Here is a 23,552-nt window from a genome sequence, read left to right on the forward strand (position 1 = left end):
TCAGTTCACCACACGGGGCACGGGGGGATAGCGCGTCATGAGGCTTGCCTGGTTCTACTGGCTCGTACGTCACTTCACCGAGTTCGGCTACAGCCAGGGACTGTTGCGTGCCGCGATCGGCACGACGGCCGTGCTGGTGACCGCCGCGCTGGTCTGGTTCGCCCTGCACCGCCACCGGCCGGCCGCCGTGGCCGCCGCCGGCCTCATCTCGGCCCTGGGCATCGGATGGCTGGCCTTCCACTAGCGGGGCTTCCTCGAGCCTGATCAGCGCACTCGTATGCTCGAAGGATGACGACCTCCGCGACCTCCGGAACCGGCCCCACCGACAACTCCATGCGTCGCGCCCTGAAACGGGCCCGGGACGGTGTCTCACTCGACGTCACCGAGGCGGCGGTGCTGCTCCAGGCCCGGGGCGAGCGGCTGGAGGACCTGTCGGCCTCGGCCGCCCGGGTGCGGGACGCGGGCCTGGCGGCGGCCGGGCGGCCCGGCGTCATCACGTACTCCAAGTCCGTCTTCGTCCCGCTGACCCGGCTGTGCCGGGACAAGTGCCACTACTGCACCTTCGTCACCGTCCCCGGCAAGCTGCGCCGCGACGGGCACGGGATGTTCATGTCGCCCGACGAGGTGCTGGACATCGCCCGCAAGGGCGCGGCCCTCGGCTGCAAGGAAGCCCTCATCACCCTCGGCGACAAGCCGGAGGACCGCTGGCCGGAAGCGCGCGAGTGGCTCGACGCGCACGGCTACGACGACACCATCGCCTACGTCCGTGCCATCTCCATCCGCATCCTGGAGGAGACGGGCCTGCTCCCGCACCTGAACCCGGGCGTCATGAGCTGGACGGACTTCCAGCGCCTGAAGCCGGTGGCCCCGTCGATGGGCATGATGCTGGAGACCACCGCGAGGCGCCTCTGGTCGGAGCCGGGCGGCCCCCATCACGGCTCTCCCGACAAGGAACCGGCCGTCCGTCTGCGGGTCCTGGAGGACGCGGGGCGGTCCTCCGTCCCCTTCACCTCCGGGATCCTCATAGGCATCGGTGAGACCTACGAGGAGCGCGCCGAGTCGCTGTTCGCGCTGCGGAAGGTCTCCCGCGCCTACCACGGCGTCCAGGAACTGATCATCCAGAACTTCCGCGCCAAGCCGGACACCGCGATGCGCGGCATGCCCGACGCGGAACTCGACGAACTGGTCGCCACGGTCGCCGTCGCCCGGCTCCTCATGGGCCCGGGCGGCTGCATCCAGGCCCCGCCCAACCTCGTCGACGACGAGTACGAGCGGCTGATCGGCGCCGGCATCGACGACTGGGGCGGGGTCTCCCCGCTCACCATCGACCACGTCAACCCCGAGCGCCCCTGGCCGCAGATCGAGCAGCTCGCCGAGAAGTCCCGGGCCGCCGGGTTCGAGCTGCGCGAGCGCCTCTGCGTCTACCCGGAGTTCGTGCGGCGCGGCGAGCCCTGGCTGGACCCGCGGCTGCGCCCGCACGTGGCCGCGCTGGCCGACCCGGAGAGCGGCCTCGCCCGCCCCGACGCCCTGCCGGAGGGGCTGCCGTGGCAGGAGCCGGAGGAGGTCTTCACGGCGTCCGGCCGCACCGACCTGCACTCCGCGATCGACTCCGAGGGCCGTACGTCGGACCGCCGGGACGACTTCGACGAGGTGTACGGCGACTGGGACGCCCTGCGCGAGGCAGCCGCCCCGGGCATGGCACCGGAGCGCATCGACACCGACGTACGGCAGGCCCTGCGCACGGCGGCCGACGACCCGACGAAACTCACCGACGACGAGGCGCTGGCCCTGCTGCACGCGGACGGCCCGGCGCTGGACGCCCTCGCGCAGGTCGCCGACGACGTACGGAAGTCGGCCGTCGGTGACGACGTCACCTACATCGTCACCCGCAACATCAACTTCACCAACGTCTGCTACACGGGCTGCCGCTTCTGCGCCTTCGCCCAGCGCCGCACGGACGCCGACGCCTACACCCTGTCCCTGGACCAGGTCGCCGACCGGGCCCAGCAGGCCTGGGACGTCGGCGCGGTGGAGGTCTGCATGCAGGGCGGCATCCACCCGGACCTGCCCGGCACGGCGTACTTCGACATCGCGCGGGCGGTGAAGGAACGCGTCCCCGGCATGCACGTGCACGCCTTCTCGCCGATGGAGGTCGTCAACGGCGCGACCCGCACCGGCATGTCCGTGCGCGAGTGGCTGACGGCCGCCAAGGAGGCGGGCCTGGACACCATCCCCGGGACGGCCGCCGAGATCCTCGACGACGAGGTCCGCTGGATCCTCACCAAGGGCAAGCTGCCCGCGGCCGACTGGATCGACGTCGTGACGACCGCCCACGAGCTGGGCATCCGCTCGTCCTCGACGATGATGTACGGCCACGTCGACCAGCCCCGGCACTGGCTCGGGCACCTGCGCACCCTCGCGGGCATCCAGCAGCGCACGGGCGGCTTCACCGAGTTCGTGACCCTGCCGTTCGTGCACACCAACGCGCCGGTCTACCTGGCGGGGATCGCCCGCCCGGGGCCGACCATGCGCGACAACCGGGCGGTCACGGCCATGGCCCGGCTGCTGCTGCACCCGTACATCCCCAACATCCAGACCAGCTGGGTGAAGCTGGGCACGGAGGGTGCGGCCGAGATGCTCCGCTCGGGCGCGAACGACGTCGGCGGGACCCTCATGGAGGAGACCATCTCCCGCATGGCGGGCTCGTCGTACGGGTCGTACAAGTCGGTGCAGGACCTCATCGCGGTGGCGGAGGCCGCGGGCCGTCCGGCCAGGGCCCGGAACACGCTGTACGGGGAGGTCGCCGAGGAGCGGCAGCGGGCGGCGGCCGCGTCGGACGGGCATCTGCCGGAGCTGTTGCCGGTGCTGGACTGACGCGCTACTGGCCCCCGGCGTCCGCCGGCTGCTGCGCCCTCAGGGTGCGGTCGGCCGCGGCGCCGGGGCTCTTCAGCGGTGGGGGAGGCGTGCCCCGGCCCAGCCAGAGGAGCAGCAGTCCCAGGGCGCAGGCGATCGCCGGCCAGTAGACGTACCGGTAGTCCGTCGCGGGCATGATCGGCAGATAGCCGAGGATGTAGGCCGCCGAGCTGATGCCCAGCGCCCGGACCGGCATCGCGAAGACGCCCTTGCCGGGCCGGACGGCGAGAACGAGTGCGACCGCGAGCCAGAACCAGCCGCGGAACAGCCAGGGCACGTCCTCGATCATGCCCTTGACGTACGTGCCGAGCGCGTCCTCCAGCCGGGGGTGTGCCACCTCGATGCCCAGGTCGTTGCGGGTGATGCCCGCCTTGTACGCGTAGTCGGTCTCGAACAGCAGGGTCGTGAAGAGCAGCAGGCGGTACTGGAGATAGCCCGGCACATGCCCGCTCATCTCCCGCAGCCACAGGGACGTGATCTCGCCGGAGTCCCCGCGCAGTCCGTCGGCCGGGCGCGGGTAGCAGGCCCAGTAGGCGTCCGAGAGGGCGCCGGCCCGCTCGCACTCCCGTGCGGAGGCCACGAGCCGGTCCCGCAGGGCGGGCGGCACATCCGCCGACCGGAGTTCGTCCACGCTCAGCACGTGCACGAGGTCGTCGAGCATGATCTGCGCGCCCTGCTTGGTCTGGAGCGGCGCGGCGAACAGGGAGATGCCGGCGGCGGGCACGGCGAGCCCGGCCACCAGGGCCGCCGTGCACATCACCCACGTACGGCGTCCGGGCGTGCCCCACAGGGCGAGGACCAGCATGACGAAGACGGGGATCGCGGCCACGACGGCGTTCTTGCGCACCAGGATCGCGTAGGCGAGGAACAGCACACCCAGCCAGAGCACGCCCCAACGGACGGCGGGGCGGGGGGCGCTGTCCCGCAGCAGCAGGCCGGTGAAGGCGACCGCGCAGGCGGCGAGCAGCGCGAACGCCGCGTGCACGTCCTTCCACACCACCCCGACGAACGTCAGCACGAACGGCGTCAGCCCGATGCCCAGGACGGCGAGCGAACCGCCCCGGCTCGCGGTCAGCCTCCACACGCACCCGGCCAGCACCCACAGCGCCGCCCAGAAGACGAGGCACTGGAGCACCAGCATGGCCGCGATCGAGCCGGTCACCGCGATGAGCGCCCGCCACACCAGGCTCAGCACGGGCGGATGCCAGTCCGTCAGGGGCTTCTTCCCCTCGGCCTGACGGAGCTGGTCGAGACTGTCGGGACTCAGGTAGCCGGGGGCGAAGACGAGGATCGTGCCCAGGCAGCAGAGTGCGGCGACGGCGGCCAGTACCCAGACCCACGGTCGGCTCTGACGCCGCATCCATCCTGTTTGTCCCATATGCCGGATGCTAACGGGTCGATCGGCCGCGGCCGGTCAGGGTGCGACGAAGACGTAGCGCCGGTAGGCGTGGAAACGGAACAGCGTCGCGAGGGTCCAGCCCAGGATGCGGGCGGTGTTGTCGCTGAGCGCCGAGTCCAGCCCGAGCAGATGCCGGGAGGCGAAGACCGTGCCCGCCGTGATGGCGAGCCCGACCCCGTTGGCGACGAGGAACAGCACGAGCTCGCGGGTCACCTTCTCGCGGTGCCGGCCGCGATAGGTCCAGTAGCGGTTCCCGACCCAGCTGAAGAGCGCGGCGGCGGCCGTCGCGATGACGGACGCCTGCACGGGAGCCGTCCGCATCACCCCGCCCTCCGCGCCGCCGGGCAGGCCGAAGACGAGCAGGTTGTAGCCGCCGTTGTCGACGACGAAGGCCAGGGCGCCGACGACGCCGAACTTGGCGGCCTCGCGCCAGATGCCCTTGATGGCGTCACGCACACGCAGCGTCACAGAGTCCAGGACCGGCACGCGGCGAGCGTAACGACCCGGCGTGCCCCATCCGGTCAGGCGCGCTCATATCGCACTATGTCCGACTGTATGAGGTGCTGATGTATGGAGTGCTGACGTTTTGAGGTGCCGTAGTGAGTCGAGCGAGGAGTGGTCGTGGAACCGACGATCGCGTGTGTCGTGCCGTGCCACAACGAGGAGGCGGCCGTCGGCAAGGTGGTACGTGACCTGCGCGCGGCCCTTCCCGAGGCCGTCGTCTACGTGTACGACAACGCCTCCACCGACCGCACCGTGGAGGTCGCCCGGGAGGCCGGCGCGGTCGTCCGGCAGGAGCCCCGCAAGGGCAAGGGCAACGTCATCCGCCGCGCCTTCGCCGACGTCGACGCCGAGGCGCTGCTCATCATCGACGGCGACGACACCTACGACGCCTCCCGCGCCCGCGACCTGGTGGACCTGCTCTTCGAGGGACCGTACGACCAGGTCGTCGGCGCCCGCCGGGTGACGGACGACGGGGCCTACCGGGCCGGGCACGCGGTCGGCAACAGACTGCTCACCGGGGCCGTGCGGTCCCTGTTCGGCAACGACGTGACCGACATGCTCAGCGGCTACCGGGTCTTCTCCCGGCGCTTCGTGAAGTCCTTCCCTGCGCTCGCCCGCGAGTTCGAGACCGAGACCGAGATGACGATCCACGCGCTGCACCTGCGGCTGCCCACCGCGGAGGTCCTCACGGACTACCGGGTCCGGCCCGCCGGCGGCGAGAGCAAGCTGCGCACCTACCGGGACGGCTGGCGCATCCTGCGGGTCATCCTCGACCTGGCGCGGCGCGAGCGGCCCTCGCTGGTCCACACCGTCCTCGCCGGAATCCTGGCCCTCGTCTCGATCGTGCTGGGGATCCCCGTCATCGCCGACTTCATCGAGACGGGCACCGTGCCCCGGGTCCCCACGGCGATCCTCGCCGCCGCGATCATGACCATCGCGGCGCTCGTGCTGCTCGTGGGCTACATCCTGGAGTCGCTCATGCACATGCGCCAGGAGCAGACGCGGCTGGTGCACCTCTCCTACCCGGCCCCGGTGCGCACCCCGCGCTACGCCGCCCGCGGCGCCGGCACGGGCCCGGTCCCGGTCCGCAAGGCCGCCGGGGGCCCCTGAGGGGAGCCGAAGGGCCGCTGGTGCGCAGTACGATGATCGGAACCCCGTTTCGACGCGGGGTCCCGTGACTGAGGAGATGCGTGCCGGTGCCTGCCCGACTTCCTTCGTGGGCCTGGGTGACCGGGCTGACCGTGGGAGCGATAGCCGCGGTGACGGTCCTGGGCGTACAGGCGGACCGGGGCTCGCACCCCACCGCGGCGTCGGCCAAGCCGAGCAGCACGGCCTCGGCGCAGCCCACCCCCACGGCGTCGGTCCCGGCGCGGGTGCCGGACGGCTCCGGCACCGGCCGGCGCGTCGTCTACGCCATCGGGGAGAAGCGGGTCTGGCTGGTCGACGCGAGCGAGGGGACCCGCCGCACGTTCACCGTCTGGCCGGGCTCGGTCAGCCCCGACCCGGGCACCTACACCGTGTCGTCGCGCAACGCGGCCACGACCGGCTCGGACGGTGTCCAGATCGAGCACATCATGTACTTCGCCGCGAAGGACGGGGTCTCCGTCGCCTTCTCCAACGCGGTCGACGGGGCGTCACCGCCGCCCGCCGCCTCCGGCACCAAGACGGGCGGAGTCAGGATGCGGAAGGCGGACGGCACGGCACTGTGGTCGTTCGGCACGGTCGGCACGACGGTGACCGTGGTCAAGTGACGTGCACCTCGGGCTGAGGCCCGGGGATCCGGGCCTTCTCGATCGTTGCTGTGCGCCCCTTCCGGCCCGTCGGCGTGGGCGGTTGTCAGTCGACGGAGGCCATGAAGTCCAGCATCCTGCGGTTGATCTCCTCCGCGTGGTCGATCTGCGGCCCGTGGCCCGTGCTGGAGATGATCTCGGCTCGGGCGCCGGGGACCAGGCGCGGCACGCGCTCCGCCTGCCGCTGTGGGTGCACGAGGAGGCTTCGCTTGCCGAGCACCAGATAGAGCGGAGTCCGGATGGTGGACAGCTCCTCCTCGGACAGGGGAAGCGGCGCCGGGCGGCGTATGCGGTAGGCGCGAACCGCCGTTCGGATCATCGTGCGCAGTTCCGGCACGACGAGGACCGGCTGCTCGAGCCAGGCCGCAAGGCGCGGGCGGAACGCCTTGGGCGCGAAGGTCGCGAAGAGGCTGGCGAAGATCCAGACGAAGAAGCGCAGCCCCACTTTCTCCAGGCCGCCCGGGTCGAGCAGGGTGACCGAGGCGAGGCGACCGGGCCTGCGGTGCGCCTGGTTCAGGGCGAGCCAGCCACCGTAGGAGGAGCCGACGAGGTGGACGCGGCCGAGTCCGAGCCCGGCGAGCGTCTCGTCCAGCCACTGCGCCGCGCGGTCGGGCTGGTGGATGGGTTCGCGCTGCACGCTGCGGCCGGGATCGCCCGGGGTGTCGATCGCGTAGACCGGGCGGTCGGCGCTGAGGGCGGGGGTGTTCGGGTACCACATGGCGGAGCAGGAGCCCGCCCCGTGCACCAGGACGACGGGGGTGCGGGAGCGGGCGGCCTGGTTCGCGGGGCTGTAGCGGTAGACGTGCGTGGTGCCGAAGGACGTCTCCACGTCCTCTTCCGAGAGCGGGGGCGCTCCCAGGGCGTAGACCGCATCGCAGGCCGTGAAGTAGCGCTCCCGCCACGCATCGCTCACGTATCGGCCGACATCGGCCTGAGTTCGGGCAGCGGTCTCGGGCATGGCCACCTCCGGCGTTTCGGTTTTGTGATACGAACGTACCACGAAGGTGGTACGGCTGTATCATCAAGGGCTCACGGGAGCCGAAGCAGGAACGACGAGCGGAGTACCGGCCGATGCCCAAGCGCGTTGACCACGCAGAACGGCGCACCGAGATCGCCGAGGCCCTGGTCCGGGTCGCGGGCCGACGCGGGCTGCACGCCGTCGGGATGCGCGAGGTGGCAGCGGAGGCGGGCGTATCGCTGCGGCTGGTGCAGTACTACTTCCAGACCAAGGAAAAGTTGCTGTTCTTCGGGCTCGAACTGCTGGCGGAGAGATTCGGGGAGCGCGTCTCCGCCCGGGTACGGGCCGCCGGCGACAGTCCAGGTCCGCGCGCCATGGTCGAGGCGCTGCTGATGGCGGCGCTGCCGACGGACGACGAGAGCCGCACCTTCCACCACCTCTACACGTCGTACGCGGTTCTGGCCGTGAACGACCCGGCGCTCGCAGCCCAGCCGTTCATCAAGAACCCCGATGCCGCCGAAGACGCCCTGACCGAACTCCTCCTGCAGGCGCAGGAAGCGGCACTGCTCGAGCCCGGTGTGGACGCACGGTTGGAGGCGGCCGGCCTGCTTGCCATGTCAGCGGGACTCGGCACCGGCATCCTCGTCGGCCAACGCAGCCCGGAGTCGGCGACCGCGGTCCTGGGTCACCAACTGAACCGAATCTTCCGCACCGGTGATGAGGTCTCGACATGAGTGACCGGAGCCCAGCGGTCGTGGAACTGAAGACCGCCCGGCTGTTGCTGAGACGCCCGACCGCAGCCGATGTCGACGCGATCTTCGCCGTCCACCGTGATCTTGAGACCTGCATCCACAACCCGTCCGATGGGCTCGCCCGGCTCGAGGAAGCAGAGGCGCTCTACCAGCGTTGGGACGACCAGTGGCGGCAGTACGGATACGGGTACTGGGTCGTCCGGCACCACGGCTCCGCCCAGCAGCTCGGATTCTGCGGAATCAAGCCCATGGAACTGCACGGGGCGCCGGTCCTGAACCTGTTCTACCGTTTCGCCACCTCAGCCTGGGGCCGAGGCTTCGCCGGTGAAGCCGCAGGCGCGGTTGCCACCTGGGCATCCAGTCACCTGCCCGACCTCCCGCTGATCGCCCGCGTTCGACCGGCCAACGTGGCTTCTCAACGCGTGGCGCTGCGCGCCGGGCTGAGCCGGGCACAGCATCTCGACACCGAGGGATGTGACGGCTTCGACTGGATCTACATGGCACTGAATCCGGCAGCGGCAGCGCTCAGGAGGCGGGCGGCTGAGCCCGTGGAGCCGACAACTGGTTGACGATCAGCACGACCCCGCTGAACAGGAAGATGCGGGTCGCGGCGTCCAGACCGTTCCAGTCCTCCGACTGCCACATCGAGAACCACTCACCACCGATCGCGATGAACCCGGCCCCGAACAGCAGCATCACCATCAGCAGCCCGTACGTCGACATCCGCCGGGCGCGCAGGTCATCGCGTCTGGCCCACAGCCAGCTCCCGTATATGAGGACCAGCGCGGCGACGGTCTCCCAGACGATGATCCCGACGTAGGCGGCGTCCTGCAGCCCCTGACTCGTGACGGCCCGCCACATGAGGTCCTCGTCCTTGAACGTGGTGTCCATGGCCAGCACGTGCCGGACGAACTGCTGGTTGGTTCCGAAGTCGGTGATGTTCCCGAAGGCGACGAGCGCCATGTAGAGGGCGATGGTGGCGGTGAGCAGGGTGGCGGCGAGCGACAGTGCGCCGCGTGGTGTGGAGGTGGCCATGCCGATCATTCTCCCCAGCGGCCGGGGCGGATGCGACAGAATGAGAGCCAACTTCGAACCGCCCCGCACGACGAACGCCACCGCTCCCGGTTCCATGTGCACGACGACGCGGGCGTCGGGAGACCTTCCTGCTGCGGGAGTTCGAGCAGGTCCCCCGCGAACCGGGCACGCTTACGGCGTACATCGACGACTGCGCGGGCAGCGTGCCCGAAAGATGGCGGGGCGGGCCGGGCGGATGTGGAACGCGTACGCGAACTGAATTCCGGGGCGCTGGAGCGCCTTTCGGATACCGACCGCGCGGTACTGGCTCCGGTTCTCGCCGGGTGAACAGCATGCGAATTACCTGTGTGCGAACGTGATCGGACCGTTTCGCGATCCCGGCCCGTCGGGTAATATCCGAGTCAAGAGGTCTGTGGTTCGGTCGAGTTGTTTCCTGGGAGGTGTGCGATGGTGCGGCGGATGATCCCTGATGAATCCCGTCACCAGTCGGCACATGCGCTCCCGGACCACAGCGGTTCCCGGTTCCAGCGCGTTTCCGCCTGACCGGTCTCTCCATCTCCCCCTGGTAGTACCCACCCGCCAACACCCCTGCTCACAAAGGAGACGTCCGTGTTCGACGAGCGCAAAGAAGCAGAAATGAGGCTGTACTCGGAGAAGCTGGCGAAGGAACTCGCCCTGAAGAAGGAGCGCGAGGAGACCGTCGAGCCGGACGAGACCCCCGAAACGCCCCTCGTTCAGAACTGAGATTCAACGCCCCGCCGCGAACTCCACGAACTCGGACCAGGCACCGTCGGTGAACGCCAGATGGGCGCCGTCCCTGTTCTTGGAGTCGCGGAGGAAAACGGTGGGCTGAGCAGTGGATATGGCGACCTCTACGCAATCGGGGCCGTCATTGCTGCTGTAACTGCTTTTGAACCAGTCGAGTTCAGTGGTCACGTCTCTTCTCCTAGAACTTTCTCAATGAAGGCCAGGGACTCTCTGGGGGAGAGGGCCTGCGCCCGGATCATTCCATAGCGCATGTCGAGGATCTGGGCGTCCCGGGGATCGTCGATCACCCGGTTGTGCAACTGGGCCTCGAAGTGCCCCAGGGTCTTGCCCTCCTGTAGCTTCAGCACCCGGAACGGACCTGCCATACCCGCGTGGTCCTCCCGGTCCGTCGGCATGACCTGGATCGACACGTGCCGCAACGCAGCGACCGCCAACAGGTGTTCGAGCTGTTGGCGGAGCACCATTCTGCCCCCGATCGGCCTCCGCAGTGTCGACTCTTCCTGGACAAACGTGATGAGCGGTCGGGGCAGGCGATCGAACACGGCCTTCCGCGCCATACGCGCGGCGACGTGCCGCTCGATCTCGTCCTCGGTGAAGGCCGGGCGCCTCATGGCGTACAGGGCCTGGGCGTACTCCGGTGTCTGGAGCAGCCCGTGGATCTGGTGGTTGTCGTAGGCCCCGAGCTCGACGGCCTCGTCCTCCAGCTTCGCCAGATCCCTCACCTTCTTCGGGTACCTCGCCTTCTCCACGTCCTCCTTCATCGCGGAGAGCTTGCCGCCGGCGCCGAGCACCTCATCCGCCTTGTCGAGGAAGTCCGGCTTGGGAATCCGGCGCGCCCGCTCCACGGACGACACCATCTCCTCCCCGTACCCGATCGCCGAACCGAACTCCGCCTGCCTCAGCCCGGCCGCCTCGCGCCACATCTTGATCTGCCGCCCGACCGTCCTGAGCACGGCCGCCGCTTCCTCGTCCTCCACGCGTTCCCCTCCTGACGTACGAGCCGTACGACCCCGCCATGCGCCCGGACAGTCACGCTCCGTACCGGGGTCGTCGCTGTTCAGAGTAGGGACGGACGGCCACGCTGGGTGACATGAGCCAGAAATCCCTCGCCGAAATCAGCACCCCCGTACGTCACTTCGCGATCCAGCTGTCCGCCACTCGAAGAGGTGCTCGACTGGCCCGCCTGCTCGCCGAACGCCAGCTCGATGAATGGGGTGAGGCGTACGAGGCAGCCGCACAGGTGGTGGCCGAGCTGGCGTCGAACGCGGTGCTGCACGGGCGCGTCCAGGGCAGGGACTTCCGGCTGGCGCTGCGGCTGCACGCCGACGGCACACTCCGCATCGAGGTCACGGACGCCCGGGGTGACCGGGTCCCACGGCTCCCGGAGCCGGTCGCGGACGGCGCGGAGACCGGCCGCGGGCTGCGGATCGTCTCGGCGTACGCACGCCGCTGGGGCGTGGTGGCGGCACCGGCGCACGCGAAGACGGTGTGGGCTGAACTGGCCCTCGGCACGGCCGGCCTGCCGGATCCCGGCCGCTCATGACCCGGCCGATCCCGACGCCAAATCCAACGAACCGGCAACCTGCCCCCACCGCCCCCCTGGGTCTGCGCCGTGCCGCTCTCCCGGTTCACCCGGCCGATCGCCGAGACCATCAGCCGAACGGTTTCCAGGTCGCCCGGCGCCGGATCGAAACCGAGATGGGGATATTTCGACGCACCCACCGCATGCCCCCCTGGATTCCACGCCTGCGGACCGCTTCCCGCCCGGGGGACGCCGTCTGCTCGAGTGATAGGAAGCCATCCGTGGGACGAACGGTTGCGCCATCGCCGTCATCACACCCTTGCATGTCCACGAGGTCGCCTCGGGCTGGAACGGCCCCGCCCTCGACGCAGGAGGCGAGATGTTGCTGCAGACCCAGCTCCAAGCACTGCTGCGGGACGGTGCGCGGGGTGCCGAGCGGCATGACGCACGCCATTTGCAGCGCTCCTGGCGGAAGTTCGCCGCCTTCGCCTACGTCGTCGAACAGTACGGCTACCGCTACGACGGGCTGTCGCCCCTGTCGCCCAAGGGGAGTCCGAACCCGTACTTCGCCTTCCGGCGCATGCCGGACGCCGCGGAACGGGCGGCCCGCACCGCCGCCCGGTATCCGGACGCCCCGGACGGTGGACCGCTGCCCGGCATGCGTCCCGGCGGGCATCGTCTGCGTCCGCTGCCCGAGGCGCGGCGCGACGTCGACCTGTTGCACGCCCGGATCATGGTCGACTACAGCCGCACCCACCGGCGGCGCGGGCTGATCGCCCTCCTGCTCATTCCCCTGGTTCTGCTGATCCCGCTCTCGCAGACCGGGTTCTCCGGGCCGGCGCTCCTGGTCTGTGCTGCCGTCTGGCTGTTCTTCGCCGGTCTGTGGGCGCTCGGTCTGCTCATTGCCCGGCGCCGCCACCGGAAGTACGGCGAGATGCTGCGAGCCGCGGGGATCACCTGGCCGCAGACCTGAGGCCGCCGACCGGGACCTCGCGGCCACACCCCCGCGCCGTTCCGCCGCTGAACCCAGCGTTTCCCGTTCGATTACAGTGCTGAGCTGTCGTACGTATGGACGGTGCCCCGGGGAGGTCTAGGTGGGTGCGACTGCCGGCTCCGTCTGGGGCCGTACAGAGCAGCAGGACTTCCGCAGCCGGGTGCGCGGGACCCTGCTCGGTGTGGCCGTGGGAGACGCGCTGGGCACGCCGGTCGACGGGCTGGCCGTCGACGCCATCCGGGAGGCGCACGGGGCGGAGGGCCTGGTGGACCTGGCCCCCGCCTACGGCAGACGCGGCGCCGTCACGCACCTCACCCAGCTCACCCTGTTCTCCGTCGACGGGCTGATCCGGGCCCAGGTCAGGCGGGACACCGGCGCCTGGCATCCGCCGACCGATCTGCACCGGGCGTATCTGCGCTGGGCCGCCACCCAGCGCGACTGGGGGCCCGACGAGCGCCGCAAGGAAGACGGGTGGCTGGCGCGGGAGGAGTGGCTGTACGCGCGGCGGGACCCCAGCCGCGCCCTGCTGCTGGGGCTCGCCGACGAGACCATGGGAACCCCGGAGGCGCCCAAGAACCCCGGAGAGGCCGGGCCCGAGCCCGCCGCCCGGTCGGCCCCCTTCGGGCTGCTCGTGGGCTGGGAGCCGCAGCTGGTCGCCCAGCTCGCCGTCGAGTGCGCCGCGCAGACCCACGGCCATCCCACGGCCTCTCTCGCGGCGGGTGCCTACGCCGTGATCGTGCACGCGCTGGCGCTGGGCGAGAGCCTCGACGGTGCTGTGCAGCGGGCCTTCGGGCTGCTGGCCGCCCGGCCGGGGCACCAGCCGGTCTCGGACGCGCTGCAGCATGCGCTGGGCGCCGTGCGGCAGGGCATGCCCGGGCCGGAGCGGGTGGCCGAGCTGAGCGGGGCGGGTACGGCGGAGGGGCTCGTGGCCGCCGCCGTGTACTGCGCGCTGGTCGCTGCCGACGTCCGGCACGGGCTGTGTCTGGCCGTGAACCACGACGGCCCGTCCGCCACCACCGGCGCGCTGACCGGCGGCCTGCTCGGCGCGCTGCACGGAGAGACCGCGCTGCCGCCGGCCTGGCTGGCCGAGCTGGAGGGCCGCCCGACCATCCTGGAACTCGCCGACGACTTCGCCATGGAGATGACCCAGGGCCCGGCCCTGCACGGCCCGGCCGGCTCGTCCCCCGGCTGGCTCGCCCGCTACCCGAGAGCCTGAAGCGCTCCCGCCACACACCCCGCGACACGGCACCGGGCGCCCGCCGCAGCGCACATCTTCCCGCCGCCCCGCGCATCTGCCCCGTCCAGGGCCGACACCGACTCGGCGACGCCGGACGGCGCACCACCACCTGGCACCGCGGCCCGGGGGCGTTGCCGGACACCTGAGTGCGTTCTGTGCCTGGTGGATCCGGCGCGGGTGACCTGACGGACGCCGGTCCCGCCTCTGTGCGGTGGTGCCGGGCGGCGCCCGCCCAACGGGGAGGGGCGCCGCCCGGCGTTGCGGCCGCTCACTGATCAGGAACGGTTCACCCCTTGGCGGTGCGCACCACGTCGTCCGCCGGGTCGGCCGGGGCCGGGATGGTGGCCGAGGCCGTGCCGTCCCCGTCCGTGTTGATCCGCTCGATGATCGCCAGCCGCTCAGGGGTGTCCTCCGGCCGGATGTAGCCGACGAGGATGTAGAGGACCAGCGAGACGGCCAGCGGGATCGACACCTGGTACTGGAGCGGCACGCCGCCCTCGACGTTCCAGTTGATGGGGTAGTTCACCAGCCAGAAGGCGAGCAGGCCCATCGACCAGCTGATCAGGGCCGCCGTCGGGCCGGAGCGGCGGAACGCGCGCAGCAGGCCCAGCATCATCGGGATCGCCATCGGGCCCATCAGACCGGCCACCCACTTGATGACGACCGTGATGATGTCCTTGAAGGCGGGGGAGTTGACCTGCGTCGCCGCCGCCATGGACAGGCCGAGGAAGACGACCGTCGCGATGCGGGCGACCCGCAGGCCCTGGCTCTGGTTCCAGGTGCGGGCCCGTGCCCAGATCACCGGCGCGCAGTCGCGGGTGAACACCGCCGCGATGGCGTTGGCGTCGGAGGAGCACATGGCCATGGTGTGGGAGAAGAAGCCGACGATGACCAGGCCCAGAAGGCCGTGTGGCAGGAGCTGTTCGGTCATCAGGGCGTAGGAGTCCGAGCCGTCCGGCTTCTGCGAGTCGACCAGCAGCGGTGACATCCACATGGGGAAGAACAGCACCAGCGGCCAGACCAGCCAGAGGATCGCCGAGAGGCGGGCCGAGCGCTCGGCCTCCTTGGCGTCGCGCGTGGCCATGTAGCGCTGGGCCTGGTTGAGCATGCCGCCGTTGTACTCGAAGAGCTTGATGAAGAGGAACGCCAGCAGGAACACCGTGCCGTACGGCCCTACCAACGGCTTCTCGTGCCCCTGGAGTTCGGGCGAGTCCCAGACGCCGAAGAAGCCGCCGTGGTCGTCGAGGCGTACGAAGACCGCCACGAACATCGCGATGCCGGCCAGCAACTGGATGATGAACTGGCCCAGTTCGGTCAGCGCGTCCGCCCACAGGCCGCCGATCGTGCAGTAGATCGCCGTGATGCCGCCGGTGATGAGGATGCCCTGGTTGAGGGAGATGCCCGTGAAGACGGACAGCAGCGTGGCGATCGCCGCCCACTTCGCGCCCACGTCCACGATCTTCAGCAGCATCCCGGACCAGGCCAGGGCCTGCTGCGTCTTGAGGTCGTACCGGTTCTTCAGGTACTCCAGCGGGGAGGCCACATGGAGCCGGGAGCGCAACCGGTTGATGCGCGGGGCGAACAGCTTCGACCCGATGGCGATGCCGAGGGCGATGGGGAAGGACCAGGTGACGAAGGACGTGACGCCGTAGGTGTAGGCGATGCCCGCGTACCCGGTGAACATCACCGCGCTGTAGCCCGACATGTGGTGCGAGATGCCGGAGAGCCACCACGGCATCTTGCCGCCGGCGGTGAAGAAGTCGCTGACGTTGTCGACGCGTTTGTGCGACCAGACGCCGATCGCGACCATCACGGCGAAGTAGCCGATGAGCACGGCCCAGTCGAGACCGTTCATGAATCCCCTTCCACGGTGCTGCCGCCAGGGTCAGGCATGTGAACTCTGGGTTCGGTGACGTGCGCACGGCAAGCAAGGGGAAGGTCAAGAGACCGTAAAATAGTTCGGTGAGATGACTTCAGTTTATGTACGTGAACTGCCGCAAGGGCCGGGCGCGTGGCTGGAACTGGGCCCTCAGCGCATCAGTTCGCCCGCGTTCACCAGCAGCGACTGCCCCGTGATCGCCCGCGCCCGGTCCGACGCGAGGAACACCGCCGCGTCCGCCACGTCCGCGTCCGTCGCCAGCTCCGGCAGTGCCGTCCGGTCCGTCAGCCTGCCCAGCACGGCCGCCTCCGACACACCCTCCGACCGGGCCGCCGACCGCACGTACGCCCGCACCGGCGGCCCCCACATCCAGCCGGGCAGCACGGTGTTGACCCGGATCCGGTGCGGCCCGAGCTCGCGCGCGAGGGAGTACATCGCACTCGTCAGCGCCCCCTTCGACGCCGCGTACGCCGCCTGCCGCACCTGCGACGGGGCCGCCACCGCCGACTGCGTCCCGACGAACACGACGGAACCGCCGCCCTGTTTCAGCGACGGCAGGCACGCCCGGGTCATCCGCAGCGTGCCCAGCAGGTTCACGTCGAGGACGGACCGCCAGGACTCGAAGTCGGCGTCCTCCAGCCCGCCGAAGTAGCTGTCCAGCGCGGCCACGTGCACAACCGCGTCGATCCCGCCGAACCGCTCCCGCGCCAGCTCCACCAGCGCCTCGCACTGCGCCTCGTCGGAGATGTCCGCGGCCCGGTACGCGGTGCACGCCCCGCCGGGGTCGACCTCGGCGGCCGTCTTCGCCAGGCTCGCCTCCGTGCGGGCCCCGAGCACGGCACGCCCGCCGTCCCGTACGACGGCCGCCGCGACCTGCCGTCCGAGCCCGGCCCCGACCCCCGACACGACGACCGTCTTCCCCGCGAGCAGTGACATGGCAGGACCTCCCCGGGCCGGACCCTGGCGTTCTATCTGACGGAGCGTCAGAGTATGAACCGGCCTCCGAGGAAGGGGAAGGGCATGAGCGAGGACACCCGCAGCGAGCTGTACGCCGAACTGGCCGCCGTCGGCCCCTACGGCACCCACCCCGGGCACGCCCTCATCACCATGGTGGAGCCGCATCCCGGGCACGAGTACGCGTACAACCGCTGGTACGAGGACGATCACTACTACGCCGGCGCGATGGCCATGCCCTGGATACAGGCGGGCCGCCGCTGGGTGGCGACGCGCGACCTCCAGCTCCTGCGCTACCCCGAGAAGTCCGCGATCGCCCAGCCGGTCACGGCCGGCTGCTACCTCTCCACGTACTGGATGACCGCCGGCCGCTACGACGACCACATGCGCTGGACGGTCGCCGTCAACAAGCGCCTCAACCGGGACGCCCGCGTCTACCACGACCGCACGCACGTCCTCACGGCGTTCCAGAACCACGAGGCGACGGTGTACCGCGACGGAGCGGCCGGCCCCCGCGACGTCCACGCCCTCGACCACCCCTACGCGGGCCTGGTCCTCCAGGTCGTCGAGGCGGACTCCCCCGAGCAGCGCGCCCCGCTCCTTCAGTGGCTGCGCACCCGCCACTGCCCCAAGCGCCTGGCGGGCTCCCCGGCCGCACTGGTGACGGTCTTCAGCCCGACACCCCTCCCCGGCGACCGCATGACCTACGTGAAACAGGTCGAGGGCGTCGACACCCGCCTGACGCTCCTGTGGTTCCTCCAGACCGATCCGAGGGAGTGCTGGGACCCGTACCTCACCGGCCTCGACGCGGCGGTGACGGAATCGGGCCTGGGCAGGGTGGAACTGGTGGCCCCGTTCATCCCGACGGTGCCGGGCACGGACACGTACGTGGACCGGCTGCGCTGAGGCTCAGTCCAGCTCCTCCGGGCACGGCGTGCCCCGGGGGAGCTGGTACGGCGCCGCCAGGCGGTACGTGCCGGCCTTCGGGGCCAGCAGCTCCGTCCACTTGTCGCCCTGCGCGTCCTCCTCCGTCTCCGTCAGGCAGCCGTTGACGTTCACGTACGTCTTCGGCTCGCCCTCGGGGCGGTTCCCGGACTCCTCCGTCTCCTGCGGCGGCTTCAGGCTCTTGCCCTCCGCGTCGACGATGCTCAGCCACGGCGAGTACGGGATGCGGACCAGGATCCGGCCCGCCTCCTTCACCTGGAGGACCATCTCGCCCTGCTCGGCCCGGTCGACCACCGCGTTCGGCTCGGCCAGCGGGGTCGGGTCGCTCACCTTGAACAGCTGCCAGGTGGCGTCGCCCCAGATCTGGGTCAGATACGGCAGCCCGCGCCGCACCAGGGCTCGCTCCCGCTGACCGCCGTCGCCGTCCGGCTCGCCCTTGGGCAGCACGACGTAGTGCACCGCCCAGCGCTTCAGCCACTCGTGGTAGTTCGCCGAGTTGAGGGTGTCGTCGTAGAAGAGGGGGTTGCGCTCCATATCGGCCTGGCGGTTCCAGCCGCGGGCCAGATTGACGTAAGGGGCGAGCGCGGAGGCCTCACGGTGGGAGCGGGCCGGGACGACCTCGACCCGGCCCTTCTCGGCGCCGACCTCCTGCAGTTCGTTGACGAGCGGCGCGAGCTCACGCGACCAGGACGCCGCCGGCGCCGTGTGCACGATGTCGTCGACCGTCTTGAAGCCGATCCACACGCCGAAACCGCACAATGCCACGACGGCCGCGTACCACTTGCGGCTGCGCGGCACCGTGAACGGCAGCGCGGCGACCAGCGCGACCCCGGCGAACAGCATCGCCAGCCGCGTGATGTTGGAACCGATCTGGGAGCTGATCAGCCACACCAGCACGACCCCCAGGCCGTACACCGCGGCCGTGAGCCGGACCGTCTTCCACTCCCGCGGCACCAACACGTAGGCGAGGATCGAGAACGCGAGCGGCAGCAGCACCGAGCCGATCATCATCGGCTGCGTGCCCGAGAACGGGAACAGCCACGCCGACACCGCCACCACCGCGGTCGGCGCCAGGCCCAGCGCCCACGCGCCCGGCCGCCGCTTCTGCAGGAACAGCGCCACCGCCACCAGGCCCACGAACAGGCCTGCGACCGGCGACGACATGGTGGCCAGCGCGGCCAGCGGCGCCGCGCTGAGGGCTTTCGCCCAGCGCTTGTAACGCCACCGGTACGGCCAGCAGAACACGACGGCGACCGCGCCGAGCGCGAACATCATGCCAAGACCGAACGTCACCCGCCCGGACACCGCGTTGCAGAACAGCCCGAACACGCCGGCCAGCGAGGCCCACAGCGGGTTGAGGACGGAGCGGCTGCGCAGCAGGAGCAGCGTCAGCAGACCGGCCGAGACCGTGCCCGCGATCATCATCGTCGTCCGCACGCCGAGCACCGACATCAGGTACGGCGACACCATGCTGTACGACACGGGGTGCATCCCGCCGTACCAGGCGAGGTTGTACGCCGAGTCCGGGTGCCGGCCGACGAACTCGGCCCACGCGTCCTGCGCGGCCAGATCGCCACCGCTGTTCGCGAAGGTGAAGAACCAGAGGATGTGCAGCACCGTGGCGAGGCCCGTAACGGAGAGGACCGGGTGCCGCAGCATGCGCTCACGCAACGCCAGCACGGGGGCGGGCCACTCGAAGCCCGCCCTGCTGCCGTCGGGCGTGCCGGCTTCGGGAGTGCCGGCTTCGGGCGGGCGGTCTTGAGACGGGCGGTCGTCGGACACGCTGCCGTCGGACGCGGTGCCGTCAGACTCTGGGACTTCCCGCTCCCGTGCGTCGTCTTCGGGTGCTTCGGGCAGCCGTATTCGCGGGCCTGATACCGAGCCCGGTCCGGTGTCGTCTGCGCGTGTCGGCTCCGCAGTGGCCACTCGAAGGCACTCCCCGTGTCCCGTCTTCTGTTCTCGGCCTGTCCCGGTTCGGGACGCTAGCACGCACCCCGCCGGGCGGCGCCCGGACGGGCCGTTACCGGCGGAGTGCGGTGGTGCGGGTCGCGCCCCGGGTCAGCCGAGGCGGGTGAGCTTGGCCGCGAAGCCCGGCTCCACCAGGTCCTTCTGGAGGGCCACCGGGACCTTCACGGCGCTGGTGGTGCCGTCACCGACGGTGAGCGTGCCCACCTTCCTGCCGGCCTCGGCCGTGTGCGGCAGGTCGTCCGCGGCGAACGTCAGCTTGACGGACAGACCCGCCCAGCCGACGGCCGTGACGTCCTTGGTGACGGCGACCGGGGTGCGGCCGCCGAGACCGTCGTCGGCGTACCCGACGATGTCGCCCTTCTTCAGGATCGTCGCCGACTCCAGCGCGCCCTGCGCGGCCCGGATCAGCTTGTCGCCCTCGTGGAGCGCGGCGCCCAGGATCGTGTTGTCCGGGCCGCCCGCGGGCTGGCGCACGACCGCGCCGATGATCCGGCGGGTCTCGCCGTTCACGTCCTTCCTGGCCGCGAAGACGAGGTTGCCGAGCGCCGACGTGGTGGTGCCGGTCTTGATGCCGGTGACGTCGTTGTAGCCGACCAGGCGGTTCCAGTTGTCGTGCTTCTTCTGCTTGTAGTCGACGTACGACATCATCGTCGCGACCTCGCGGAACACCGGCTGCTGCATGGCGGCCTTGGCGAGCTTCACCTGGTCCACGGCCGTGGAGACGGTCGTGTTGTTCAGGCCCGACGGGTCGGTGTACGTCGTGTTCTTCATGCCGAGGTCCTTGGCGGCGTCGTTCATCTTGCCCACGAACGCCTTCTCGGACCCCGCGTCCCAGCGGGCGAGCAGCCGCGCCACGTTGTTCGCGGACGCGATCAGGATGCTCTCCAGAGCTTCCCTCTGACTGATCTTGTCGCCCTTGGTGACGTCGACGGTGGACTCCTGGCCGGCGTCGGACTGGTCCTCGGCGGCCTGGTCGATCTCGATCTTCGGGCCGTCCGCGCCGCTCTTGAGCGGGTGATCGCGCAGGATGACGTAGGCGGTCATCACCTTGGCGACGCTCGCGATCGGGACGGGCTTCTGCTCGCCGGAGGATCCGAACGTGCCGATGCCCTGGACGTCCAGCGCGGCCTGGCCGTCGGCGGGCCAGGGGATGTCGACCTTTCCGCCCTCGAAGGTGTAGCCGTCCTCGGCGGTGAGCTCCAGGGTGGGCGAGGGGAGCGGGCGCACGCTCTGCACGACCGCGAAGACGACCACCAGCAGCAGCACCAGCGGCGTCCAGATCTTCACCCGCCGGGCCGCAGTCCGCAGCGGTGTCTCCGGGGGCGGCGGGGTGTTCGTCAGCTCGGCCAGCAGATCCAGCGGCGGCCTGGGCGGCAGCGGCTGCTGCGTGGTCCGCTCCGGGCCGAGGGTGGGGACGGGCGCGGTGGCGTCGGCAGGGGTGGCCGGGGCAGCCGGGGCGGCAGGGGTGGCCGGGGCGGCCGGCTTCCTGGCCGACGGGTCGTCCAGCGGCTTGAGCGCGACGAACTTGCTGGTCCGCTCGGCGTCCTTCTCCGGAACGTCCTTCTTCGGCAGGTCCGTCTTCGGGAGGTCCTTGGCCGCGCCCCCGAGCTTCAGCATGGTGGTGGGCTGATCGACCGGAGGCCGTACGACTTTGAAGACGGCGGTGGGCTGGTCGACGGGGGGTGCGGTGGGGGTGCCGTCGGTGTCGTCGTCGGGGGTGTCGCTCCCGGCGGTGTCGGCCTCGGTGTCGGTGTCGGCCTCGGCCTCGGCTGCGGCGTCGGCCGCGTCGTCCTCGGTGTCGGCGGCCTTCGGTGTGGTCGCGGGGTCGTCGGAGACGCGCGGGTCCGCGGAGCGGGGGTCCTTGACGTCGTCGTCGGCGCCGGGGTCCGACGGCTCGGAGCCCTGGTCGTCGGTCCGCTCGGCCGCGTCCGCGTCCGCGTCCGTGTCTACGTCGGCGTCCGCCTCGGCCTCGGCGGTGTCCTCGTCGTCGGCGCTGGCGGAACGGTCCGCCTCGGCCTCGTCGGCGTCACCGTGGCCCGCCCCGGAGCCCTCGGACGCTGCCACTGCGGTTTCCCGGGCGGGCGCGTCGGCCTCCGTGGGCTCCTCTGCGGGCTCGGGGTCGGCCTCGGCCGACCCGCCCTGCGACGGCTCGTCCGCCCGGTCGTCCTCGGTGTCGGTGTCGGTGTCCGCGCCGGGCTCGGCGGCTCCGGTGGTCTTCCCGGCCTCCTGGGCGTCCCTGTCGGCCTCCGCGGGCTCGGGGTCGGCCTCGGCGTCGTCCGCCCGGTCGTCCCCGGCGTCGGTGTCCGCGCCGGGCTCCGCAGCGCCGGTGCCCTTCCCGGCCTCCTGGGCGTCCGCCTCGGTCTCCGCGGGCTTCTCGGCCCCCTCGGCCCCCTTGGCCTTCCCGCCCTTCTCCGCGCTCTCGGCGGCAGCGGGCTCGCCCTCGTCCGCCGACGCCACCCACGCGGCGACGGCATCGCGCAGCCGCCCGTCAGTGCCCTCGGACCCATCGGACCCATCGGATCCCTCGGAGGAGCCGGAAGCACCCTCCCCGGCGTCCGCCGCCGCGTCCTCGGCGTCCTCGGCGTCCTCGGCGTCCGAGTCGCCCTCGGCTCCCTGGGCCCCCCGGGTTCCCTCGGCCTCCTCGGCGTGCGGGTCGCCGTCGATCCGCTCGGCGTCGTCCTCGGTGTTCTCCGGCTCCTCGGCCGTCCGTGTGGACAGCACGCGGGTCGCCGTGTCGGCACCGCCTCGCGCAGCGGACCTCTCCCGGTCCCGGGCCACCGCGAGCCGCGGGTCGGCGACTTCGCTCCTGGCCTCCGGAACCGGACTCGCGCTCCCCGACGTCTTCTCTGCCGACGACTCGCGCTGCTTCGACCTGTCGGGGGACTCGCCCGCCACCGATGCCTCCTCCTCGCGCCGCATGCCCCGCATGCGCGTACCGAACCGTGAACCGCCGCCCGTGACACCGCTCCGGCGCTGTCCGAACCATGTACCAGTGTCCTGTGTGCGGGCCAAACCCATCCGGTAGACGAGAACGACATACCTACTGGTTCCACTACGAACCGGTCACGCACCCTCGACAGATGAATGTGAGAGGGGTCACCCTGTCTTTCATCCACGCGGGGAGGCATGGATGGGCAGGAGCCGCAGAACACTTCCGGAGGAGCTTCTGCTGCTGGCGTTGGACCCGACCACGGGTACCACCGCACAGCCGCAGTCGCTCGACCTCGGTCTGGCCGGAGCACAGCTAGTAGAGCTGGCGCTGGCCGGACGGATAGCCCCAGACGGGGATCGTATCGCCGTGGTGGCACCACGGCCGACTGGAGATCCAACACTGGACTGCGCATTGGAGTTGCTGCGACGGCGTGGCGCACCCGTGCGTGCCGTCCACTGGATCGGCGGGCCGCGTCTCGGGCTCCGCCAGACCTACCTCTCGCATCTGGAGCGGTGCGGCATGGTGCATGCCGTGGCGGGCCAGATGTGCGGAGTGCTGCCGACGACTCGCTACCAGGCGACGGAGACCGAGATCAGCCGGGAGATCAGGGCCCGGCTGGACTCCGCGATCCGCACCGGCGTACCGCCGGACCCGCGGACCGCGGCACTCGCCGCCCTCGCTCACGCGGTCGGTCTCGGCAAGCACCTGTACCCGGGCAACGAGGGACGTTCCTCTCGCTCCCGGCTCAGGGACCTGATCAGGCACGACCCCATGGGCGGTCTCGTCGCGCACGCGGTGATGGACGTCCAGAACGGCGTCGCGGCCCAGCCGCGCCGCAGCCCGGCACCGACCGGCCGCCAGGCCGCCGGCACGGCCAGGCCCGCCTCGGAACCCGCTCGCGGTGTTCCGATGCAGCCGCGCCACGGAAGCATGGCCCGGGCCGTGGCCCACTGAGCCGCGCCGCACCGGCACGACCTGGCACCAGCACGACTACGACCGGCA

At 71.0% G+C, this 23,552-nt stretch carries 22 protein-coding genes; 12 read left to right on the forward strand and 10 right to left on the reverse strand.

Annotated features, from left to right (window positions below; genetic code table 11):
* The first annotated feature begins 37 nt into the window (after positions 1-37).
* Together ACFY9S_RS16685 and ACFY9S_RS16690 are read left to right on the forward strand one after the other, a co-directional pair.
* Entirely contained in the window at positions 38-244 is a 207-nt protein-coding gene (locus ACFY9S_RS16685) for a hypothetical protein (RefSeq protein ID WP_102908885.1), read from the forward strand.
* A gap of 44 nt (positions 245-288) precedes the next feature.
* Positions 289-2,874, forward strand: coding sequence for a bifunctional FO biosynthesis protein CofGH (locus tag ACFY9S_RS16690; RefSeq protein ID WP_391128473.1), 2,586 nt, complete (start codon positions 289-291; stop codon positions 2,872-2,874).
* A 4-nt stretch (positions 2,875-2,878) separates the two neighbouring features.
* On the opposite strand, the gene ACFY9S_RS16695 is transcribed toward ACFY9S_RS16690, so the two are convergent.
* Together ACFY9S_RS16695 and ACFY9S_RS16700 are read right to left on the reverse strand one after the other, a co-directional pair.
* Entirely contained in the window at positions 2,879-4,291 is a 1,413-nt protein-coding gene (locus ACFY9S_RS16695; RefSeq protein ID WP_391128476.1) for a hypothetical protein, read from the reverse strand.
* Between the two features lie 36 nt (positions 4,292-4,327).
* A complete protein-coding gene (locus ACFY9S_RS16700; protein ID WP_391128479.1) occupies positions 4,328-4,798 on the reverse strand; it encodes a GtrA family protein in 471 nt (156 codons plus the stop codon).
* Between the two features lie 129 nt (positions 4,799-4,927).
* On the opposite strand from ACFY9S_RS16700, the gene ACFY9S_RS16705 reads away from it, so the two are divergent.
* Together ACFY9S_RS16705 and ACFY9S_RS16710 are read left to right on the forward strand one after the other, a co-directional pair.
* Complete coding sequence (locus ACFY9S_RS16705; RefSeq protein WP_391128482.1) at positions 4,928-5,926, forward strand: glycosyltransferase; 999 nt, start codon at positions 4,928-4,930, stop codon at positions 5,924-5,926.
* A gap of 86 nt (positions 5,927-6,012) precedes the next feature.
* Entirely contained in the window at positions 6,013-6,567 is a 555-nt protein-coding gene (locus tag ACFY9S_RS16710; protein WP_391128485.1) for a hypothetical protein, read from the forward strand.
* An 85-nt stretch (positions 6,568-6,652) separates the two neighbouring features.
* Here ACFY9S_RS16710 and ACFY9S_RS16715 read toward each other — a convergent pair whose 3' ends face one another.
* Entirely contained in the window at positions 6,653-7,564 is a 912-nt protein-coding gene (locus ACFY9S_RS16715; RefSeq protein ID WP_391128487.1) for an alpha/beta fold hydrolase, read from the reverse strand.
* A gap of 113 nt (positions 7,565-7,677) precedes the next feature.
* Between ACFY9S_RS16715 and ACFY9S_RS16720 the strand changes: the two genes are divergently transcribed.
* Positions 7,678-8,298 carry a TetR family transcriptional regulator gene (locus tag ACFY9S_RS16720; protein WP_391128490.1) on the forward strand — a complete coding sequence of 207 codons (621 nt, stop codon included), beginning with the start codon at positions 7,678-7,680 and terminating at the stop codon, positions 8,296-8,298.
* A 20-nt stretch (positions 8,299-8,318) separates the two neighbouring features.
* Positions 8,319-8,885, forward strand: coding sequence for a GNAT family N-acetyltransferase (locus tag ACFY9S_RS16725; protein WP_391128493.1), 567 nt, complete (start codon positions 8,319-8,321; stop codon positions 8,883-8,885).
* Here ACFY9S_RS16725 and ACFY9S_RS16730 read toward each other — a convergent pair.
* Positions 8,842-9,351: a DUF2165 domain-containing protein gene (locus tag ACFY9S_RS16730; RefSeq protein WP_184561225.1), complete on the reverse strand. Its 510-nt coding sequence runs from the start codon at positions 9,349-9,351 to the stop codon at positions 8,842-8,844. The two genes, ACFY9S_RS16725 and ACFY9S_RS16730, sit on opposite strands and share 44 nt — an antisense overlap.
* A 609-nt stretch (positions 9,352-9,960) precedes the next feature.
* Between ACFY9S_RS16730 and ACFY9S_RS16735 the strand changes: the two genes are divergently transcribed.
* Positions 9,961-10,095, forward strand: coding sequence for a hypothetical protein (locus ACFY9S_RS16735; protein WP_391128496.1), 135 nt, complete (start codon positions 9,961-9,963; stop codon positions 10,093-10,095).
* A gap of 3 nt (positions 10,096-10,098) precedes the next feature.
* On the opposite strand, the gene ACFY9S_RS16740 is transcribed toward ACFY9S_RS16735, so the two are convergent.
* Together ACFY9S_RS16740 and ACFY9S_RS16745 are read right to left on the reverse strand one after the other, a co-directional pair.
* Positions 10,099-10,287 carry a DUF397 domain-containing protein gene (locus tag ACFY9S_RS16740; protein ID WP_391128499.1) on the reverse strand — a complete coding sequence of 63 codons (189 nt, stop codon included), beginning with the start codon at positions 10,285-10,287 and terminating at the stop codon, positions 10,099-10,101.
* Positions 10,284-11,096 (reverse strand): Scr1 family TA system antitoxin-like transcriptional regulator, encoded by an 813-nt coding sequence (locus ACFY9S_RS16745; RefSeq protein WP_391128502.1) that lies wholly within the window; start codon positions 11,094-11,096, stop codon positions 10,284-10,286. Before ACFY9S_RS16745 ends, ACFY9S_RS16740 begins: the two co-directional genes overlap by 4 nt.
* Positions 11,097-11,209: 113 nt before the next feature.
* Between ACFY9S_RS16745 and ACFY9S_RS16750 the strand changes: the two genes are divergently transcribed.
* The 3 genes from ACFY9S_RS16750 to ACFY9S_RS16760 all read left to right on the forward strand — a co-directional run bounded on the left by ACFY9S_RS16750 (position 11,210) and on the right by ACFY9S_RS16760 (position 13,851).
* On the forward strand, positions 11,210-11,662 hold the full coding sequence (locus ACFY9S_RS16750) for an ATP-binding protein (protein ID WP_391128504.1): 453 nt from the start codon (positions 11,210-11,212) through the stop codon (positions 11,660-11,662).
* Between the two features lie 358 nt (positions 11,663-12,020).
* Entirely contained in the window at positions 12,021-12,614 is a 594-nt protein-coding gene (locus ACFY9S_RS16755) for a hypothetical protein (protein ID WP_391128506.1), read from the forward strand.
* A 121-nt stretch (positions 12,615-12,735) separates the two neighbouring features.
* Complete coding sequence (locus ACFY9S_RS16760) at positions 12,736-13,851, forward strand: ADP-ribosylglycohydrolase family protein (protein WP_391128509.1); 1,116 nt, start codon at positions 12,736-12,738, stop codon at positions 13,849-13,851.
* Between the two features lie 307 nt (positions 13,852-14,158).
* On the opposite strand, the gene ACFY9S_RS16765 is transcribed toward ACFY9S_RS16760, so the two are convergent.
* Together ACFY9S_RS16765 and ACFY9S_RS16770 are read right to left on the reverse strand one after the other, a co-directional pair.
* On the reverse strand, positions 14,159-15,727 hold the full coding sequence (locus ACFY9S_RS16765) for a sodium:solute symporter family protein (protein ID WP_391128512.1): 1,569 nt from the start codon (positions 15,725-15,727) through the stop codon (positions 14,159-14,161).
* Between the two features lie 174 nt (positions 15,728-15,901).
* Positions 15,902-16,687, reverse strand: coding sequence for an SDR family oxidoreductase (locus ACFY9S_RS16770; RefSeq protein ID WP_391128515.1), 786 nt, complete (start codon positions 16,685-16,687; stop codon positions 15,902-15,904).
* An 84-nt stretch (positions 16,688-16,771) separates the two neighbouring features.
* Here ACFY9S_RS16770 and ACFY9S_RS16775 point away from each other — a divergent pair, with 84 nt between their 5' ends.
* Positions 16,772-17,611, forward strand: a complete 840-nt coding sequence (locus tag ACFY9S_RS16775; RefSeq protein WP_391128518.1) for a hypothetical protein — start codon at positions 16,772-16,774, stop codon at positions 17,609-17,611.
* Positions 17,612-17,614: 3 nt separating this feature from the next.
* Here the strand turns inward: ACFY9S_RS16775 and ACFY9S_RS16780 are convergent, their stop codons facing one another.
* A complete protein-coding gene (locus tag ACFY9S_RS16780) occupies positions 17,615-19,576 on the reverse strand; it encodes an MFS transporter (protein WP_391128520.1) in 1,962 nt (653 codons plus the stop codon).
* Between the two features lie 132 nt (positions 19,577-19,708).
* Positions 19,709-22,546: a D-alanyl-D-alanine carboxypeptidase gene (locus ACFY9S_RS16785; RefSeq protein ID WP_391128523.1), complete on the reverse strand. Its 2,838-nt coding sequence runs from the start codon at positions 22,544-22,546 to the stop codon at positions 19,709-19,711.
* 202 nt (positions 22,547-22,748) lie between these two features.
* On the opposite strand from ACFY9S_RS16785, the gene ACFY9S_RS16790 reads away from it, so the two are divergent.
* Positions 22,749-23,504, forward strand: coding sequence for a GPP34 family phosphoprotein (locus ACFY9S_RS16790; protein WP_391128526.1), 756 nt, complete (start codon positions 22,749-22,751; stop codon positions 23,502-23,504).
* The last annotated feature ends 48 nt before the right edge of the window (positions 23,505-23,552 follow it).

It is taken from the genome of Streptomyces sp. NPDC012474 (assembly GCF_042955185.1).
Taxonomy (GTDB): domain Bacteria; phylum Actinomycetota; class Actinomycetes; order Streptomycetales; family Streptomycetaceae; genus Streptomyces; species Streptomyces cahuitamycinicus.

Excerpts from the sequence above, each read along its gene's own strand:
- ACFY9S_RS16685 (WP_102908885.1), top strand. The coding sequence starts at position 38 with ATGAGGCTTGCCTGGTTCTACTGGCTCGTACGTCACTTCACCGAGTTC.
- ACFY9S_RS16690 (WP_391128473.1), top strand. The coding sequence starts at position 289 with ATGACGACCTCCGCGACCTCCGGAACCGGCCCCACCGACAACTCCATG.
- ACFY9S_RS16695 (WP_391128476.1), bottom strand. The coding sequence starts at position 4,291 with ATGGGACAAACAGGATGGATGCGGCGTCAGAGCCGACCGTGGGTCTGG.
- ACFY9S_RS16715 (WP_391128487.1), bottom strand. The coding sequence starts at position 7,564 with ATGCCCGAGACCGCTGCCCGAACTCAGGCCGATGTCGGCCGATACGTG.
- ACFY9S_RS16720 (WP_391128490.1), top strand. The coding sequence starts at position 7,678 with ATGCCCAAGCGCGTTGACCACGCAGAACGGCGCACCGAGATCGCCGAG.
- ACFY9S_RS16730 (WP_184561225.1), bottom strand. The coding sequence starts at position 9,351 with ATGGCCACCTCCACACCACGCGGCGCACTGTCGCTCGCCGCCACCCTG.
- ACFY9S_RS16750 (WP_391128504.1), top strand. The coding sequence starts at position 11,210 with ATGAGCCAGAAATCCCTCGCCGAAATCAGCACCCCCGTACGTCACTTC.
- ACFY9S_RS16755 (WP_391128506.1), top strand. The coding sequence starts at position 12,021 with ATGTTGCTGCAGACCCAGCTCCAAGCACTGCTGCGGGACGGTGCGCGG.
- ACFY9S_RS16765 (WP_391128512.1), bottom strand. The coding sequence starts at position 15,727 with ATGAACGGTCTCGACTGGGCCGTGCTCATCGGCTACTTCGCCGTGATG.
- ACFY9S_RS16770 (WP_391128515.1), bottom strand. The coding sequence starts at position 16,687 with ATGTCACTGCTCGCGGGGAAGACGGTCGTCGTGTCGGGGGTCGGGGCC.
- ACFY9S_RS16775 (WP_391128518.1), top strand. The coding sequence starts at position 16,772 with ATGAGCGAGGACACCCGCAGCGAGCTGTACGCCGAACTGGCCGCCGTC.
- ACFY9S_RS16785 (WP_391128523.1), bottom strand. The coding sequence starts at position 22,546 with ATGCGGGGCATGCGGCGCGAGGAGGAGGCATCGGTGGCGGGCGAGTCC.
- ACFY9S_RS16790 (WP_391128526.1), top strand. The coding sequence starts at position 22,749 with ATGGGCAGGAGCCGCAGAACACTTCCGGAGGAGCTTCTGCTGCTGGCG.